Raw genomic sequence first — 14,994 nt, forward strand, 5'->3', positions numbered from 1 at the left:
CGTTCCGTAACCCAGCGTATAGGTCAAAGCAAGAGCCGAGCGCGTCTTTACCGAAGGGATTGGGCGCGCGGACCTTACGCCCGCCCGCCCCCGGCGGAAAAATACCCGTCGGCGCCTGTCGATCAGGCGGCGCCGCTGAAGAATTCGATGATCCGCGCGGCGGCCTTCATCTCCGCGAATCGCCGCGCCCGCCTTTCCATGGCCTCGTCGTCGGCGCCCCAGGCCTCGATCTGATGGTCCTCATCGACATGAGCCGCCGCCCAGGCCGCCTCCGCGTCCATCTCGCCCAGCGCCACGGCGAGCGCGATGAGGCAGGAGCCGGTGAGCGTCGTCATGGCGTGAAGCGCCGCGAGACGGAAATGCGCCTCAGCCCCCTGCCCCGCATAGGCGCGCACAGCCTCCGCCACCGCCGCCGTCGCCTCCGGCGTCTGAGAGACGAACATCACGCCAGAGGTCACGGCGAGCTCGGCGCCGAGCCGCTCCTTGGCGAAGGCGAGCAGCGGGTCCCACGCCTCCGCCTGCGCCGCGACGAGGCCGGCCGGCTCCTCGGCGCGATAGCTCACGAGATCGGAGCCCGCATATTTGGCGACGTCGGCGGCGACCTCCTCGAGCCGGTCGGCGACCCCGTCGATCGCCGAGTTTACCAGCCTTGTCAAAGGCATGGAGGTCGGATTGAGCCTGTCGCCCTGCGTCCCCCATTCCTCGGCCAGCGCCGTGGTCAAAGACGAGGACGGAGTCGTCAAAATGCGCCGCGCCGGCGTCTTGACCGTCCTTCCGTCGAGCAGGACGGCATAGCCGCCCTCGGCCTCGCCGACGCTGGCCGATTGGTAGAATCGCTTCGGCAGCTCCGGCCGGGCGCCCCTCTGCACCGCATTGCGCAGCGGATTGCGCTCCTCATCGGGCACGAACAGGCCGTCGGCGAGATTTGCGCTTTCATGGGACATGGGGTCTCTCCTCGGGCGTGTCTCGTGGGCTCACGCGTCCGGCGCGGACAATATGGGATCGTCCTGCCCCACATCGAAGCCGAAAAACGCCCAGCTATTCTTCATATGCGGCGGCAGCGGCGCGGTGACGTCGAGGGTCCCGCCCTTGGGATGCGGCAGAATCAGCCGCCGCGCCAAAAGATGCAGCTTGGGCTCGAGCTCGGAGGGCACGGCGTGCATCGGATCACGGCGGCGCACCTCGTCCTCCGGCCTGTGGCCATATTTGGGATCGCCGACGATCGGGCAGCCGATCGCCTCCGCATGGGCGCGGAGCTGATGCGTGCGGCCGGTCAAGGGCTTCATTGACAGCCAGGCGCAGCGCGGCGCCGCCTTGTCGACGATGGCGTAATAGGTCAGCGAATGCTGCGCCCCCTCATCCCCATGGCGGGCGACGCGCATCTTCTCCCTTGCGTCGGCAGGCTCGGCCGCGCGCCGCTCGCCGCTGCGGCGGGAGCGCTCATCGACCATATCCGCGCCCTTGGCGAGATAGAGCGAGACCCGCCCCTGCGACGGCTTCGGCACGCCCTCGACCAGCGCCCAGTAGATTTTATGCGCCTGCCGCGAGCGGAAAATTTCCCCGAGATCGGCGGCGGTGCGCCTGTTCTTGGCGATCAGCAGCACGCCGGAGGTGTCGCGATCGAGCCGATGCACCAGCACCGGCCGCTTGTCGCCCACCGCCAGCGATTCGAGCATTCCGTCTATATGCCGCTTCATGCCCGAGCCGCCCTGCACGGCGAGGCCATAGGGCTTGTTCAGCACGAGGAGATGCGCGTCCTCGAACAAGGTCATCTCGGCGAGCGCGCGGGCGTCCTCCGGCCGCGCCCGCATCACCGCCGGCGCCGCGACGGTCTCCAGCTTGAGCGGCGGAACGCGAATCTTCTGATTCTGCTCGAGCCGAGTGGAAGTGTCGACGCGCTTGCCGTCGACGCGCACCTCGCCCTTGCGGCAGATTTTGGCGAGATGCGACAGGGCCAGCGCCGGAAAGCGCCGCTTGAACCAGCGGTCGAGCCGCAGCCCCGCCTCGTCCTCGTCGACGATCAGCGTCTGCACGGGCGTCGATTGCGGCGCCTGCGCCGCTTCCCCGGTCATGTCAAAGCCCTCACCAGATAAAGTCCGAGGAACAGGCCTATGATCGACAGCCCCACCGAGCCGCCCACATAGAGCCCAGCGGCGAGCGTGTCGCCGCGCTCGATCAGAGTGACCGCATCCAGCGAGAAGGCGGAGAAGGTCGTATAGCCGCCGAGCACGCCGGTGGTCACGAAGAGCCGCATCGACTGCGACCAGCCGGCCCCCGCCTTGAAGGCGAAATAGCCGGCTGCCAGGCCCATGATGAAGGACCCGCTGACGTTTATGAGGAAAACGCCCCAGGGCAGTTGCGCGCCGAGCCAGCGCTGGCACGAGGAATTGACGATATGTCTCAGAGTCCCGCCCAATCCGGACCCGAGAAAGATGAGAAGAAGCGCGCGCATGCCGCCTTCTAGCGCAAGCGGGCGGCGGCGTCACGGGAGCCGGACGCAGTCAATTGCACGGCTTCGATTCAAGCCCGATTTACGTATTGGCGCCATAGTGTTTAATCTACTCCCGACGGCTGCGCCGCCGTCACGCAGAAACTATTGAGACTAAATAATATTCTCCGGTCGTTATGCGGCCGCAACTCGTCAGCGCCCCAGTCCATGCGCGACTGGCGAGCGCCGCGCATGTGGAGCGACGGCCGTGAGACGACCAGATTTGCGCCCCAAAATCGGGGCGGAGCAGCGCGCCGCCGAGACGATCGCCGAGCCTCGCTTCGACGGCCGCTTCAGCGTGCCGCCCGACCAGCGCCGTTACGCCTGCCGCACCATCGACATGTCGGCAGACGTCGTCGCCTTGCGCAGCGACTTCCGGCCCGCGGTCGGCGATCGGATCGCGCTCGATCTCGACCGCTGGGGCCGTTTCGACGGCGCGGTGATTCGTCTCTTCGAGGGCGGCTTCACCGTGGACCTCGAGATCGCGGACCAGCCGCGCGCCCATGTGGCGATGCAATTCGCCTGGCTGACGCGGCACGCCGCGCCGAACGCCCCGCACTGCCGCGATCACGAACGCCTGCGGCCAAAGCGCCGGTTCACCACCTTCACCGTGGCGCAAGTGACCCTGCCCTGCGAGATCATGGATCTCTCGCGCAGCGGCGCCTCGCTGAGAACGGAGGTGCAGGTCCCTCCGGGCGAGAAGATCACGATCGGCAAGAGGACGCAGGCCGAGGTCATTCGCCAGACCGAGGACGGTTTCGCGGTCCGCTTCCGCCGTCTTTTGCCGCTCGAGATATTCGATGAAGATATAGACCTGTGAATCACCGCCCAAAACGCGCGAAAACGCCGAAAGCGACCCGAAAATGCCTTCCGGCCCGATTGCAGGCCCCGCCCGCATGCGATAGTGAAGACGCAGAAGCCTCAACGCGCCCGTAGCTCAGCTGGATAGAGCGCTGCCCTCCGAAGGCAGAGGTCAGGGGTTCGAATCCCTTCGGGCGCGCCAGCAAATCAAGCACTTACGACGACAGCGCAGCGAGGCCGGCAAATCCGGTCACCACAGGGTCACCACGGCGAGGAAGGTCACGGGCGGTCCGTGACCGCAGAAAAATTTCTCGAAACGCCAGTTTGCCGAACTGACAAAACTGACGAAACCCCTTCAGCCGTCCCGCGCCAGCGCGGCGAAGACTTCAGCCGCGAGCCCTTCGGCGAGGTCCGGCGGGAGAACGGCCGCCGGAAGCCATCGGCCATCGGGAGCCCTGAAGCATGGCGCCTCACACGCCAGCCCGCCGCCCGGCCGCTTCACCACCTTGACGCCCTGTAGGAGGATGACGACGCCCGCGACTTCGATCTCGACGACGGCCATCGCGACCAGCTTGTCAGAGTCGGCGACACGATCGATGAATTGGACGGTGACGACGGCCTCGGTCGTATCGGCGTTCATACGAAGAGAAACCCGTCCGGCCGCTCGCCGGTCTCATAGACGCTCGGCCCTGCGTCGTCGTTTGAGGCAACCGAAACAGCGATAGCGCAGGCGACGGCGCCGTCGATTCGCTCCCGAGCCTTCCCCTTGGTGAAGAGCCGATTGCCGGCGCGATCGGTCTCGACGACGACATTATCGAAACACCACCTGAGAACCGGATGGCCGCCATGCTGGAATTGCCGGCCGACGATTGCCCGCTCGAGTTCTTTGATCGCCGGCACCATCGTCACCCAGCCCTGCCGAACCTCGACGGCGGGGAATCCATCCTCTTGAAGGTTGTTCAAGGTCGAGCGCGCAAGGTGGGGGTCGAGCCCGATCTCGCGAACATCGAACCGGCCGCAGAGATCGCGGACGCAATCCTCGACGGCCCGGAAGTCGACGACGTTTCCCTGCGTCGGCTCAATATGGCCTTCGCCTGCCCATCGGACGTAGGGGACCGCGTCCCGATCCTGCCGGCCCCTGAGATTGTCGCCAGGGCAAAAGAAGTGCGGCAGCACGGCGTAGCCGTCGCCAACGCGCCAGAGCGCCACGACGACGGTCAAATCCGAATTGCTGGAAAGGTCGACGCCAATGTAACAGGGCTCGCCGGCAAGCGCCTCCAGGTCGAGCGGTTCCGCGCCCTCGTCATAGATCGCCATATCGACGACGCGACGGTCTTCGGCGTTTTGAGCAAGTGGCTTTCGATGGCGGACGGGAGCTTGCCGGATCGCGCTTCCGTCTGAAGCTCGGTCATCCAAAGGCGGAACATATCCTGCGCCTTCGCGGTGAAGCCGAAGACAGCCGGCTCGGCGAACCGCCGCCTACAAGAAGCGCGAGCCGGGCGCATCCGTTCGCTCGTTTCAGATCGGGCTGGCGCATGGCATTCGTCACAAGCTCCACGCGGTGAAGACGGAGCGCGACGCCACGAACCGGGCCTCCGGCACCCCGAACTCGTGCCGATCAAGCACAATGTCATAGAGGAAGAATTGGCGAAGCTCGGACTCTCTTTTCATGCGACGCCGCAAGGGCGTCGACGCAAGGTGACGCTCGACGACTATGAAGCCGGCGTCGCCGCCGGACGCGAATTCGAGCCGCATTGCAGCGTCGAAGGGACGTGAAGCAGCAGGCGATTTCGCCGAGACGATCCAGCGAAGCGCCTTCGTCCTCTCGCGGCCTTCGCCGAAGGCTCGGCGCCTCGCCCTGCAATCAGCGATGCGTCACGCGGCGGCGCCGAGCCGACCGAACGATAATTTGAACGTCGCGCCGCCGCCCGGCGTCTCCTCCAGCCAGATACGGCCGTTGAGCTTGGCGATGAGATCCTTGGCGATAGCGAGACCGAGGCCGGCGCCGGGCGTCGCTTCGCTCTTTCGCCAGAACGGCTCGAAGATCATTTCCCGCTCATCCTCCGGCACGCCCGGACCATGATCGATGATCGAGATAATCGCCTCATCATCGACGCACACGGTGATCTCGCCGCCCTCCGGCTCGGCGCGGAGCGCATTGTCGATGAGATTGCCGATGACCGCCGTGATCGCCGCGCCATTGCCGCGCACATCGACAACAACGGAAGGACCGACGAACTCTATATGCCGGCGATCACGAATGGCGAGCAGCGCGGCGTCGTCGACAACGGCGCGCGTCACCGCGCCGAGATCGACGGTCTCTTCGAGCAGCGTCGGCAGTCTCGGTCAACGCCGCCTACACCTATGCGCGCTATGGCTTCTTCGTCGATCCGGCGACGCTGGTGATCGGCACGGGCAATCGGCCGCCGAATGTGCCGACCTGGACGGCCAATCTGTGGACCTCCTATTCCAACATCGCCGATCTTCCCTTCGACGCCGGCTTCGGCCTGCGCTTCGTCGACTCGCGCGCCGGCAACAACGCCAACACGCTTTTTCTCGAAGGCTATGTGCTCGCCGATATCGGCCTCACCTATCATGTCACGCCCGGCGTCGACGCGACCTTCCGCGTCAATAATCTCTTCGACAAGACCTATGTGAACTGGGCGGAAGTGTCCTATCCCAGCGAGGTGATATTGGGCGCGCCGCGCAGCGTGACTTTCGGGCTCACGATGAAATTCTGAAGTCCGGGTTGCGACCGCGGGAGAACAGAACACGGAAAGGCGGTGGGCTATGGAAGCTCGCATCAGAGCTCACCGCCGAGTCTTGCCGGCGATATTGATCATGAGTCTCTGGGTAAAATACGACGCCGATGGCGATTTCCGTGGGCCGAGCCTCGGCGCGGGCGTTCAGGCGGTCGCGCGGCAGGGCGACAACAACAGCAGCTTCCGGCTGCCCGGCTATGCAATGGCGATGTATCGCTTCCAGCCGGCGCATCTGCCCATGGTGAAAAATCTGAGCTTTCAATTGAACGTGCGCAATTTGCTCGACGAGACCTATTATACGGGCGCGACCTGTCGCAACGCCATCATACCCGGCGCGCCTCGGACGTTCATTTCCTCGATGCGGGCGGAGTTCTAGAAATACGAGAGGAAGAGATGCGGCAAATCACGACCGGGCTACAGCCCCTTTCTTCCGGCGCGGTCGACGCGCCGGCCACTTCGGCGCGAAGCGCCGCCGACACACGGACGCGCGCCGACGCGCGTCGCCGCTTCGTTTGGCTCCACCGCTGGGTCGGCCTCGTCACGGCGGGCTTCCTGATCCTGGTCGGGCTGACCGGGGCGCTGCTCGCCTTCTATGGGGAACTGAGCCATTGGATCGCCCCGGAGGCCTATCCGGGGCCGCATGGCGAGACGCTCCCGCCTGCCGCCCTCGCGCGCCACGCCGAGAGCCTCGTTCCGCAGGGGCGCGCGGTCGCCGTCTATCTCGGCGGCGAATCCGGCGCGGCCCGCGTCACGATGCAGGCGGCGCCGGGCGCCGAGCCGCTCGGCTTCGGCGCTGTGACGCTCGACGCCGTGACAGGCGAAGATCTCGGCCGCCGCGGCAGTCCCGGCGCGCTGCCCAGCCGCGCCGCCGACATCATGCCTTTCGTCTACAGCCTGCACTACCAATTGGCGACGGGCTCCACCGGCGCCTGGATTCTCGGAATCGTCGCGCTCTTATGGACGATCGATTGCTTCGTCGCCTTCTATCTGACGCTGCCGCGCGCGAGCCCCGGCAATTCGCGCAGCTATCTCACGCGCTGGAAGCCGGCTTTTCTCGTCAAGCTCTCCGGCTCCTTCTATCGCATCAATTTCGATCTGCATCGCGCCGGCGGATTGTGGCTGTGGGCGATGCTGCTCGTGTTCGCCTGGTCCAGCGTCTTCTTCAATCTGAACAGCGTCTATGCCGGTGTGACCAAGCTCGTCTTCGACTACTCGCCCCCGCCCTGGGAATGGCCCGCGCAGCCGCCGCGCACGGACGCGCGCAAAATGCTGGAATGGGAGGAGGCGCAGGCCGTCGGCCAGCGGCTGATGGCCGATGAGGCGCGCGAGCGCGGCTTTTCCATCGAGCGCGCCGATGCGCTCTACTACAAGCCGGCCAAGGGCCTCATCCAATATCGCGTACGGTCGAGCCGGGATATCGGCGAGCGTACTGCGACGACTTCCGTTCTCTTCGACGCCTATACGGGCGAGCTGGTGACGCTGAGCCTGCCGTCGGGGCTGCGCAGCGGCGACACCGTCACCAATTGGCTCACCGCCCTGCATATGGCGCGCGTCTTCGGCCTACCCTATCGCATCTTCGTCTGCATCCTGGGGCTGGTCATCGCCATGCTCTCCGTGACGGGAGTGTATATCTGGTGGAAGAAGAGAGCGGCCAAATCGGCGCCGTCCGGCCGGCGCAAGCCCTGCCCGGGCAAGCCGTAGCGGCGGGCGCTCGACCTCCGATCGCGCGCCCCCGACGCCGCTGCGCGCTAACGCGTATCGCCTTGAAAGCGTCGAAGAGTAATCGCACCGCCGCCTGCACCTGAACGTCGGGATCGTGCCGAGCTGCCGAGCACGATCGTTATAAGTCCACGCCGAATGTTCAAGACCAAGGCGCCGGCCGGACTTAGTCTTTCAAGCAGGCGACCAGGAAAGCATCGCCAGAACGGCTCGTGCATTTCTCTGAATGAGGCGCACGATGAGCCGCAATGCGCCTCCGATCACGGCAGCCGAGGAGCCGAGAGCATGAGCTACTTCACCGCATCCGACGGCGTAGAAATTTTTTACAAGAGCTTCGGCGACGGCCAGCCGATCGTGTTCTCGCATGGCTGGCCGCTGACGGCCGACGCATGGGAAGGGCAAATGCTGTTCTTCGGCATGCGCGGCTATCGCGTCGTGGCGCACGACCGTCGCAGCCATGGCCGCTCCCAGCAGGTCTGGGACGGCAATACGATGGACCGCTACGCGGACGATCTCGCCGAGCTGCTCGAGCTCCTCGAGCTGCGCGACGCCATTCTCGTCGGGCATTCCACCGGCGGCGGCGAGGTCGCACGTTACATCGGACGCCATGGCGTCGGCCGCGTCGCAAAGGCCGTGCTCGTCGGCGCCGTGCCGCCGATCATGCTCGCCTCGCCTTCCAATCCAGAAGGTCTGCCGTTGGACGTGTTCGACAGCACCCGCGCCGGCGTCGCGAGCAATCGATCGCAATTCTTCAAAGATCTCGCCGTTCCTTTCTATGGCCATAACCGAGATGGCGCGAAGCGCAGCGCCGGGCTCGAGGACGCCTTCTGGTTGCAAGGAATGGAGGGCGGGCTGAAGGGGCTCTATGATTGCATCCGCGAGTTTTCCGAGCTCGATTATTCGGGCGATCTCGCGAAGATGACGGTTCCCACATTGTTCATCCACGGCGATGACGATCAGATCGTCCCGCTCGTCGCTTCGGCGCAGAAGGCAGTTCGATTGACGCCGCAGGGTGAGCTTCTCGTCTACCCAGGCGGATCGCACGGCCTCGCTCAGACCGACCCCGAGAAATTCAATCACGACGTGCTCGAATTCATTCGGCGCTGACGCGCGGGCGCCGTTCACATCCGCCATTCACGATCGGAGAACATCATGACCGCTAAGCTCGAACTGCTGACGCCCCAGAACAGCCAGCTGATCTTCATCGACCATCAACCGCAAATGGCCTTCGGCGTTCAGTCGATCGATCGGCAGGCGCTCAAGAACAATGTCGTAGCCCTCGCCAAGGCGGCCAAGGTCTTTGCGATTCCGACGACGATCACCACCGTCGAGACTGAGAGCTTCTCCGGCCATACCTATCCAGAGCTGCTCGCCGTTTTCCCCGAGGCGCCGCTCCTCGAGCGCACCTCGATGAATTCCTGGGACGATAAGAAGGTCCGCGACGCGCTGGCCGCGAACGGACGTAAGAAGGTCGTTGTCTCGGGCCTGTGGACCGAGGTCTGCAACAATTCTTTCGCCCTCTGCGCCATGCTGGAAGGCGGCTATGAAATCTACATGGTCGCGGACGCCTCCGGAGGCACGTCGAAGGAAGCGCATGACTACGCCATGCAGCGCATGATTCAGGCGGGCGTCGTGCCCGTGACCTGGCAGCAGGTCCTGCTCGAATGGCAGCGCGACTGGGCGCGGCGCGAAAGCTATGACGCCGTCATGTCGATCGTGAAGGAGCATTCCGGCGCTTACGGCATGGGCGTCGATTACGCCTATACGATGGTGCACAAGGCGCCGGAGCGCGTCTCGCATGGTCCCACGCTCGCGCCCGTCCCGGCGGTCTAACATGGACGCGCTCGGCGGCTCTGACGAGATCGCGGCAGAACGTCTCAGCCGCGGCTTGCTGCTCACGCTCGCCGCGGCCACCGGGCTCGCGGTCGCCAATATTTATTACAACCAGCCGATGCTCGGCCTGATCGAGGCGTCGCTGGGCCCTGGCGCGGCGACGAGCGTTCCGGTGCTGACGCAGCTCGGCTATGCGTCGGGATTGTTCCTGCTCACGCCGCTCGGCGACGTCACGCGACGCAAGCGGCTGATCGTGGGGGAATTCGCGCTGCTCGCGCTCGCGCTGGTCTTGGCTGGCGCGGCGCCCGATGCGCTCACGCTGGCCATCGCGTCGGCGCTCGTCGGTTTCGCTGCGAGTGTCGCGCAGCAGCTCGTTCCACTCACCGCGGAACTCGCGCACCCACAGCGGCGGGGCGCCGCCATCGGCGCAGTGATGTCGGGACTGCTGCTCGGCGTGCTGCTGAGCCGCACGCTCGCCGGATTCGTCGCCGCACAATTCGGCTGGCGCTCCATGTTCCTCGCCGCGTCTCCGGCGATGCTGCTGGTGGCGCTCGCCCTCCAAGCGATTCTCCCGGATGTGCGTGGCGAGCTACGCCTCGCTTATCCAGAGCTGATGGGCTCTCTGCGGCATCTCTGGCGCGACCTGCCGGCGCTGCGGCGCGCAGCATTCACGCAAGCTTTCCTGTTTGCCGCTTTTTCCGTCTTCTGGACAGTGTTGGCGCTACGGCTCGCGGCGCCGCCTCTCGGGCTCGGCGCCGCCGATGCGGGCTTGTTCGGCGTGGTCGGAACGATCGGCGTCATCGCCGCGCCGCTCGCCGGACGCATAGCCGACGCGCGCGGACCGTCCACGATCGTTCGACTGGGAGCCGCGCTGGCGCTGGCCTCCTGGGCGGCGATGGCCTTCTGGAGCGGTCTTGCAGGACTCATCGCTGGCGTAATGGCGCTCGATTTCGCGATGCAGGCGGCGCTCGTGTCCAATCAGCATGTGATCTACGCGCTGCGCGCCGAAGCGCGCGGACGGCTCAACACTCTGTTCATGACGACCATGTTCCTCGGCGGCGCGGGGGGCTCGTTCAGCGCGATGATCGCTTGGCGGCTCGGCGAATGGCCGGCCGTCGCCGTCTTGGGAGCTGCGTTCAGCGCCGCGGCGCTCGCTATTCAGCTTCGCGCCCCGCCGCGCCCGTCACTCTCTCGAGAAGCAGGAAGCCCAACGCGATGAGCTCTTATCTCCTATCCCTCGGCGCCGGACTTTTGATCGGCGTCGTCTACAGCCTGCTCGGCGTCCGTTCCCCTGCGCCGCCAGTCGTCGCGGTCGTCGGGCTCGCCGGAATATTGCTCGGCGAGCAGATCGTTCCGATCGCCAAACGGACCGCCGATCGAGCCGAGCTCGTCCGCTTCATTCGCCATGATTGCTCGCAACATGTTCTGGGGCCGCTCCCCGCGAATAAGGACCGCGACGGCTGACGCGGCCGCGGCGATATCCATCAATGACAGGCTAGCGCCACCGGAGGCTCGAAACTCGTCACCGACATAGACGCCGCGGTGAAGGCGGCGCGACGCAATGGGGCGATACGGCTGATCGAAACCTTCCCCGACCCCATCGGCCGCGATGTCGTCGTGCAATGGCCGGGCGGCGTGAACATGCAGCTCTATTGGCATACAGCCAAGCCGAATTATGCGCCGCTGACGAGCGTCCCCGAAAACCGCGTCTATCTCACCGCCGACGCCGCCGATGAGTTCATCCGTCGCTGGACCGGCTTCGCGCATGGACGCATCCTTTCCGATGAGAAGTCGGCGCCCGGAAGCGAAGCGGGCCAGCCGGACAAGACGATCCGCCGCGTGCGGATCGCCTCCGGCTATGGCAAGCTCACGGTTCTTGTCTCGAATGGGCAATTGCCTTGGCCCTGGGGCCGCGATTTCACCGGCTATGAGGTGAGCGACCTCGAAGCGACGCTCACCAAGGCGGAGGCAGCCGACGCGAGAATTGTTGTACGGCCCTATGACGCAGGCGATCGACGGGCGGCGCTCGTCGAATTTCCAGGCGGCTATATCGCCGAAATCCATCAGGCGCGCGCGCGATGAGCGCGACCTCCAAGCCCATCTTGGCAATTCTCTCGTCGCGATGGATGAGCTTCCTCATCCGCCTGCTGCTCGTCGCGGCCTATCTGCTCGGCGGCGTGAGCAAGCTTTTGGATTGGCCCGGCGCCGTGGCGGAGCAAGAGCATTTCGGACTGCATCCGCCCACCCTCTTCGCCGCGCTGACGATCGCGGTCGAGATCATCGGCCCGGCCCTCATTCTTCTCGACCGAATGGCGTGGCTCGGAGCGGCGGCGCTCGGGAGCTTCACTTTGCTCGCTGCTTTCACCGCCAATCCCTTTTGGACGATGCAGGGGCCGGAGCGTATAGCGGCGGCGAACGCCTTTTTCGAGCATCTCGGGCTCGTCGCGGGCTTCGCTCTCATCGCCATGCTCGACCTCGGCAAGCGCGACCGAAAGCCGCTCATGTACGAGCCTTCGCAGTCTCCGCTGCCATGGCTGCTCTTGTTGCTCTCGGTCACGACCGGCCTCGTCGATGCGATCAGCGTGCTCGGCCTCGGCAAGGTCTTCACCGCGAATATGACCGGCAATATCGTCTTCCTCGGCCTAGCCGCGACAGGGGCGCCAGGCTTCGAGGTGACGCCTTATCTCGTCGCGCTCTCCGCCTTTCTGCTAGGCGCGCTCGGCGCCGGGCGCATCGGTCGCGCGCATGTCGGCCTGCCGCTGCGTCGCTGGCTGACTGCGGCCGCGATCATCGAGGCATTACTGATCTGGGCGAGCGCGGTCATGGCCTTCGGCGTGGAAGCCACGAGCCCGCGCTCGACGATAATGATTTACGCGATCATCGCATTCACCGCCGTCGCCATGGGTTTTCGGAACGCGACCATTCGGCAGCTGAAGATTCCCGATCTGACCACGACCGTTCTGACCTTGACGCTGACCGGCCTCGCCGCGGATTCGCCGCTCGCCGGCGGCGCCAACGCCAATTGGCCGCGGCGCCTGGGCAGTGTCGCGGCAATCTTTCTCGGCGCGGGAATCGGCGCGTTTCTCGTCGTCCATAGCGGTCTCGCGGCGCCGCTGTTCCTGGCCGGAGCGCTGATCCTGCTTGGAACCATCCTCTGCGCGCTTCATCCCGCATCGAGCGAGCCGGCAAAGGGTTGACGAGGTTTTCTCGAGAATGAGATCCCGATCAAACGTCGCTCAGCCCTTCGACCGGCGAATCGACCGCGCCCAGCGCGACGAAGCGATCGACCAGCCAGGAGGCGGCCGGCCCCGGCGGAGCCTCACGCCGCCAAATGCACGAAAAGCGATAGAGGCCGCCCGGATGATCCGGCATGGCGAGCCGCACCAGCGCGCCCGACGCCAGATCGCTCGCGATCATATGCAAAGGCATGTTGCCCCAGCCGACGCCCTCGCGCAGCAAAGCGTGCTTGGCGCCGAGATCGGCGAGCCGCCAGCTGCGCGGGCTGATCACAGAGAAATCGCGTCCCTCGGTGAAGCGCGAGCGATCCGTGAGCACGAGCTGCGTATGCTCGCGTGCGGCACCGGGCGGGATGCGCGCCATGCGCCCCAGCGGATGATCGGGACCCGTGACCGGGATCAGCGCAATCGATCCGGCCGCGATGCTCTCTATCCCCTCGACGCCGAGCGAGAGCGGACCCGATACGCCGATCATCGCCGCGCCGTCCAGCACCATCGCCGTGACCGCGCCGAGCGCCTCCACATGCAGCTGCAGCGCCACCGTCGGAAATTGCTGCGCGAATTCCCGCAGCACGGCTCCCACCCGCTCCGTCGGCAGCATCACATCGACGGCGAGATCGACCTCCGCCTCCAGCCCCTCGAGCAGGCCCTTGACCTTGGCGCGCAAATCCTCGACGCCGCGCGAGATCGCCCGCGCCTCCGCCAGCAGCGCGCGCCCGGCCACGGTGAGCCGCGGCTTGCGCGTTCCCTCGCGCTCGAACAGCTCTATGCCGAGCTGCGCCTCGAGATTGGCGATTCCATAGCTGATCACCGAGACGGCGCGGTTCAGCCGCCGCGCCGCGCCGGCGAAGCTGCCGGCGTCGACAATGGCCAGGAAGATGGTCAGCTGGTCGAGGCTGGGCGCGCCCGGATTGCTCACTTTTCAACTTTCTCGAACAGTTCGACAAAAATTATCTGACTGAACAGAAAGGCGCGCAACCCTTAAATCCGCTCCATCGACAGCGACCGATCACGCGACGGGAGATTTGCAATGATCGAACTGAGACCTTTCGACAGCCTCGGCGGCGCCGATCACGGCTGGCTCGACGCCAAGCATCATTTCTCATTCGCCGGCTATCACGATCCCGAGCGGATGCATTGGGGCAATCTGCGCGTCTGGAACGACGACACGATCGCGCCGCACTCCGGCTTTCCGACGCATCCGCATCGCGACATGGAAATCGTAACCTATGTCCGCGAGGGCGCGATCACGCATCAGGATAGTCTCGGCAATAAGGGCCGCACCGCGGCCGGCGACGTGCAGGTGATGAGCGCGGGCTCAGGGATCGCCCATTCCGAATATAATCTCGAGAATGAGACCACCCGGATCTTTCAGATCTGGATCTTGCCGACGACGCGCGGCGGTGCGCCGGATTGGGGATCTCGCCCCTTTCCCAAGGGCGAGCGCTCGGGCCGTTTCGTCACTCTCGCTTCCGGCTTCGACAATGACGGCGACGCGCTGCCAATCCGCGCCGAGGCGCGCGTCGTCGGCGCGACTCTCCGGACCGGCGAGACGGCGGAATATGCGCTCGGCCGCGACCACAAAGCCTATCTCGTACCGGCGAGCGGCGCCGTGCGGATCGACGATGTGCGCGTCAACGCCCGTGACGGCGCCGCCATCAGCGATGTCGACATCCTACGCGTCACAGCGCTGGAGGACAGCGAGATCGTTCTCGTCGACTCCGCATGACCATAGGCCGGCGCCGGCGCGCCGGCCGCGATCGCAAACATGACCAAAAGGATCGAGACAATGACCAATGTTCGTAACGCCGATTACGCCGCTCTGCTGCTGCGTGTGAGCCTCGGCGCGCTGTTTCTCGCGCATGGGCTTCTCAAAATTTTCGTGTTCACTCTGCCTGGAACGGCGCGATTCTTCGAATCGCTCGGCTACCCATCGCTGCTCGCCTATGTGGTCGTGGCCGCGGAAATCGGCGGAGGCCTCGCATTGATCTTCGGCGTTTTCACGCGCTTCGTGTCCCTCTCGCTCATTCCGCTGATGATCGGCGCGCTGATCGTGCATCGTAAGCATTCGCCGTAGGCCGCAGGACGACGTATTCGACGCTGACGGCGGAGCGGCCAGCGCGGGCCATTTACGCTGCATTGGCGGCGGTATAAA

General features: G+C 65.4%; 20 protein-coding genes, 1 tRNA gene and 1 pseudogene. 14 read left to right on the top strand and 8 right to left on the bottom strand.

Features of this window, described 5'->3' with window-relative positions:
• Positions 1-122 precede the first annotated feature (122 nt).
• Genes EDE12_RS20550 through crcB form a run of 3 tightly spaced genes read right to left on the bottom strand, consistent with a single transcriptional unit; the run spans position 123 to position 2,452 of the window.
• Complete coding sequence (locus tag EDE12_RS20550) at positions 123-944, bottom strand: ATP12 family protein (RefSeq protein ID WP_024879544.1); 822 nt, start codon at positions 942-944, stop codon at positions 123-125.
• Positions 945-974: 30 nt separating this feature from the next.
• Complete coding sequence (locus tag EDE12_RS20555; RefSeq protein ID WP_024879543.1) at positions 975-2,072, bottom strand: RluA family pseudouridine synthase; 1,098 nt, start codon at positions 2,070-2,072, stop codon at positions 975-977.
• The gene (gene crcB / locus EDE12_RS20560) at positions 2,069-2,452 is read right to left on the bottom strand and encodes a fluoride efflux transporter CrcB (protein ID WP_024879542.1); all 384 of its coding nucleotides are present in this window, start codon (positions 2,450-2,452) and stop codon (positions 2,069-2,071) included. Before crcB ends, EDE12_RS20555 begins: the two co-directional genes overlap by 4 nt.
• A 244-nt stretch (positions 2,453-2,696) precedes the next feature.
• On the opposite strand from crcB, the gene EDE12_RS20565 reads away from it, so the two are divergent.
• Together EDE12_RS20565 and EDE12_RS20570 are read left to right on the top strand one after the other, a co-directional pair.
• Positions 2,697-3,308 (top strand): PilZ domain-containing protein, encoded by a 612-nt coding sequence (locus EDE12_RS20565; protein WP_245267266.1) that lies wholly within the window; start codon positions 2,697-2,699, stop codon positions 3,306-3,308.
• Positions 3,309-3,414: 106 nt separating this feature from the next.
• A tRNA-Arg gene (locus EDE12_RS20570) sits at positions 3,415-3,491 on the top strand.
• A 153-nt stretch (positions 3,492-3,644) separates the two neighbouring features.
• On the opposite strand, the gene EDE12_RS20575 is transcribed toward EDE12_RS20570, so the two are convergent.
• The 3 genes and pseudogenes from EDE12_RS20575 to EDE12_RS22395 form a co-directional block, all read right to left on the bottom strand.
• Entirely contained in the window at positions 3,645-3,929 is a 285-nt protein-coding gene (locus tag EDE12_RS20575) for a hypothetical protein (RefSeq protein ID WP_051592423.1), read from the bottom strand.
• Entirely contained in the window at positions 3,926-4,606 is a 681-nt protein-coding gene (locus tag EDE12_RS20580) for a terminase TerL endonuclease subunit (RefSeq protein ID WP_051592422.1), read from the bottom strand. Before EDE12_RS20580 ends, EDE12_RS20575 begins: the two co-directional genes overlap by 4 nt.
• A pseudogene (locus EDE12_RS22395) lies at positions 4,507-4,725 on the bottom strand (hypothetical protein); the annotation flags it as partial. The pseudogene EDE12_RS22395 and the gene EDE12_RS20580, both read right to left, overlap by 100 nt.
• Before the next feature lie 175 nt (positions 4,726-4,900).
• Here EDE12_RS22395 and EDE12_RS22010 point away from each other — a divergent pair.
• Positions 4,901-5,065, top strand: coding sequence for a hypothetical protein (locus tag EDE12_RS22010; RefSeq protein ID WP_157198932.1), 165 nt, complete (start codon positions 4,901-4,903; stop codon positions 5,063-5,065).
• 99 nt (positions 5,066-5,164) lie between these two features.
• Here the strand turns inward: EDE12_RS22010 and EDE12_RS20590 are convergent, their stop codons facing one another.
• A complete protein-coding gene (locus tag EDE12_RS20590; RefSeq protein WP_026598370.1) occupies positions 5,165-5,590 on the bottom strand; it encodes a sensor histidine kinase in 426 nt (141 codons plus the stop codon).
• 98 nt (positions 5,591-5,688) lie between these two features.
• On the opposite strand from EDE12_RS20590, the gene EDE12_RS20595 reads away from it, so the two are divergent.
• From EDE12_RS20595 to EDE12_RS22155, 9 genes are all read left to right on the top strand, one after another.
• Positions 5,689-6,030 (top strand): TonB-dependent receptor, encoded by a 342-nt coding sequence (locus tag EDE12_RS20595; RefSeq protein WP_245275854.1) that lies wholly within the window; start codon positions 5,689-5,691, stop codon positions 6,028-6,030.
• Between the two features lie 100 nt (positions 6,031-6,130).
• Positions 6,131-6,427, top strand: coding sequence for a TonB-dependent receptor (locus EDE12_RS20600; RefSeq protein ID WP_166671910.1), 297 nt, complete (start codon positions 6,131-6,133; stop codon positions 6,425-6,427).
• A 17-nt stretch (positions 6,428-6,444) separates the two neighbouring features.
• A complete protein-coding gene (locus tag EDE12_RS20605; protein ID WP_024879532.1) occupies positions 6,445-7,752 on the top strand; it encodes a PepSY-associated TM helix domain-containing protein in 1,308 nt (435 codons plus the stop codon).
• A 303-nt stretch (positions 7,753-8,055) separates the two neighbouring features.
• Complete coding sequence (locus EDE12_RS20610) at positions 8,056-8,877, top strand: alpha/beta hydrolase (RefSeq protein ID WP_026598368.1); 822 nt, start codon at positions 8,056-8,058, stop codon at positions 8,875-8,877.
• A gap of 45 nt (positions 8,878-8,922) precedes the next feature.
• Positions 8,923-9,603, top strand: coding sequence for a hydrolase (locus EDE12_RS20615; RefSeq protein ID WP_036290786.1), 681 nt, complete (start codon positions 8,923-8,925; stop codon positions 9,601-9,603).
• A gap of 1 nt (position 9,604) precedes the next feature.
• Positions 9,605-10,822: an MFS transporter gene (locus EDE12_RS20620; RefSeq protein ID WP_026598366.1), complete on the top strand. Its 1,218-nt coding sequence runs from the start codon at positions 9,605-9,607 to the stop codon at positions 10,820-10,822.
• A complete protein-coding gene (locus EDE12_RS20625; RefSeq protein WP_026598365.1) occupies positions 10,819-11,067 on the top strand; it encodes a XapX domain-containing protein in 249 nt (82 codons plus the stop codon). Before EDE12_RS20620 ends, EDE12_RS20625 begins: the two co-directional genes overlap by 4 nt.
• Before the next feature lie 78 nt (positions 11,068-11,145).
• Positions 11,146-11,685 carry a hypothetical protein gene (locus EDE12_RS20630; RefSeq protein ID WP_198029877.1) on the top strand — a complete coding sequence of 180 codons (540 nt, stop codon included), beginning with the start codon at positions 11,146-11,148 and terminating at the stop codon, positions 11,683-11,685.
• Positions 11,682-12,800: a DUF1275 family protein gene (locus tag EDE12_RS22155; RefSeq protein ID WP_198029876.1), complete on the top strand. Its 1,119-nt coding sequence runs from the start codon at positions 11,682-11,684 to the stop codon at positions 12,798-12,800. The genes EDE12_RS20630 and EDE12_RS22155 overlap by 4 nt, the downstream gene beginning before the upstream one ends.
• A gap of 28 nt (positions 12,801-12,828) precedes the next feature.
• Here EDE12_RS22155 and EDE12_RS20645 read toward each other — a convergent pair whose 3' ends face one another.
• Positions 12,829-13,758 carry a LysR family transcriptional regulator gene (locus EDE12_RS20645; RefSeq protein ID WP_024879526.1) on the bottom strand — a complete coding sequence of 310 codons (930 nt, stop codon included), beginning with the start codon at positions 13,756-13,758 and terminating at the stop codon, positions 12,829-12,831.
• Between the two features lie 111 nt (positions 13,759-13,869).
• Here EDE12_RS20645 and EDE12_RS20650 point away from each other — a divergent pair, with 111 nt between their 5' ends.
• Positions 13,870-14,568, top strand: a complete 699-nt coding sequence (locus EDE12_RS20650; RefSeq protein ID WP_026598363.1) for a pirin family protein — start codon at positions 13,870-13,872, stop codon at positions 14,566-14,568.
• Positions 14,569-14,628: 60 nt separating this feature from the next.
• Positions 14,629-14,916, top strand: a complete 288-nt coding sequence (locus EDE12_RS20655) for a DoxX family protein (protein ID WP_024879524.1) — start codon at positions 14,629-14,631, stop codon at positions 14,914-14,916.
• Positions 14,917-14,994: the final 78 nt, after the last annotated feature.

Origin of the sequence: Methylosinus sp. sav-2, assembly GCF_004366495.1 — a bacterium.
GTDB lineage: Bacteria > Pseudomonadota > Alphaproteobacteria > Rhizobiales > Beijerinckiaceae > Methylosinus.

Excerpts from the sequence above, each read along its gene's own strand:
- EDE12_RS20550 (WP_024879544.1), bottom strand. The coding sequence starts at position 944 with ATGTCCCATGAAAGCGCAAATCTCGCCGACGGCCTGTTCGTGCCCGAT.
- EDE12_RS20555 (WP_024879543.1), bottom strand. The coding sequence starts at position 2,072 with ATGACCGGGGAAGCGGCGCAGGCGCCGCAATCGACGCCCGTGCAGACG.
- crcB (WP_024879542.1), bottom strand. The coding sequence starts at position 2,452 with ATGCGCGCGCTTCTTCTCATCTTTCTCGGGTCCGGATTGGGCGGGACT.
- EDE12_RS20575 (WP_051592423.1), bottom strand. The coding sequence starts at position 3,929 with ATGAACGCCGATACGACCGAGGCCGTCGTCACCGTCCAATTCATCGAT.
- EDE12_RS20580 (WP_051592422.1), bottom strand. The coding sequence starts at position 4,606 with ATGGCGATCTATGACGAGGGCGCGGAACCGCTCGACCTGGAGGCGCTT.
- EDE12_RS20600 (WP_166671910.1), top strand. The coding sequence starts at position 6,131 with ATGAGTCTCTGGGTAAAATACGACGCCGATGGCGATTTCCGTGGGCCG.
- EDE12_RS20605 (WP_024879532.1), top strand. The coding sequence starts at position 6,445 with ATGCGGCAAATCACGACCGGGCTACAGCCCCTTTCTTCCGGCGCGGTC.
- EDE12_RS20610 (WP_026598368.1), top strand. The coding sequence starts at position 8,056 with ATGAGCTACTTCACCGCATCCGACGGCGTAGAAATTTTTTACAAGAGC.
- EDE12_RS20615 (WP_036290786.1), top strand. The coding sequence starts at position 8,923 with ATGACCGCTAAGCTCGAACTGCTGACGCCCCAGAACAGCCAGCTGATC.
- EDE12_RS20620 (WP_026598366.1), top strand. The coding sequence starts at position 9,605 with ATGGACGCGCTCGGCGGCTCTGACGAGATCGCGGCAGAACGTCTCAGC.
- EDE12_RS20625 (WP_026598365.1), top strand. The coding sequence starts at position 10,819 with ATGAGCTCTTATCTCCTATCCCTCGGCGCCGGACTTTTGATCGGCGTC.
- EDE12_RS22155 (WP_198029876.1), top strand. The coding sequence starts at position 11,682 with ATGAGCGCGACCTCCAAGCCCATCTTGGCAATTCTCTCGTCGCGATGG.
- EDE12_RS20650 (WP_026598363.1), top strand. The coding sequence starts at position 13,870 with ATGATCGAACTGAGACCTTTCGACAGCCTCGGCGGCGCCGATCACGGC.
- EDE12_RS20655 (WP_024879524.1), top strand. The coding sequence starts at position 14,629 with ATGACCAATGTTCGTAACGCCGATTACGCCGCTCTGCTGCTGCGTGTG.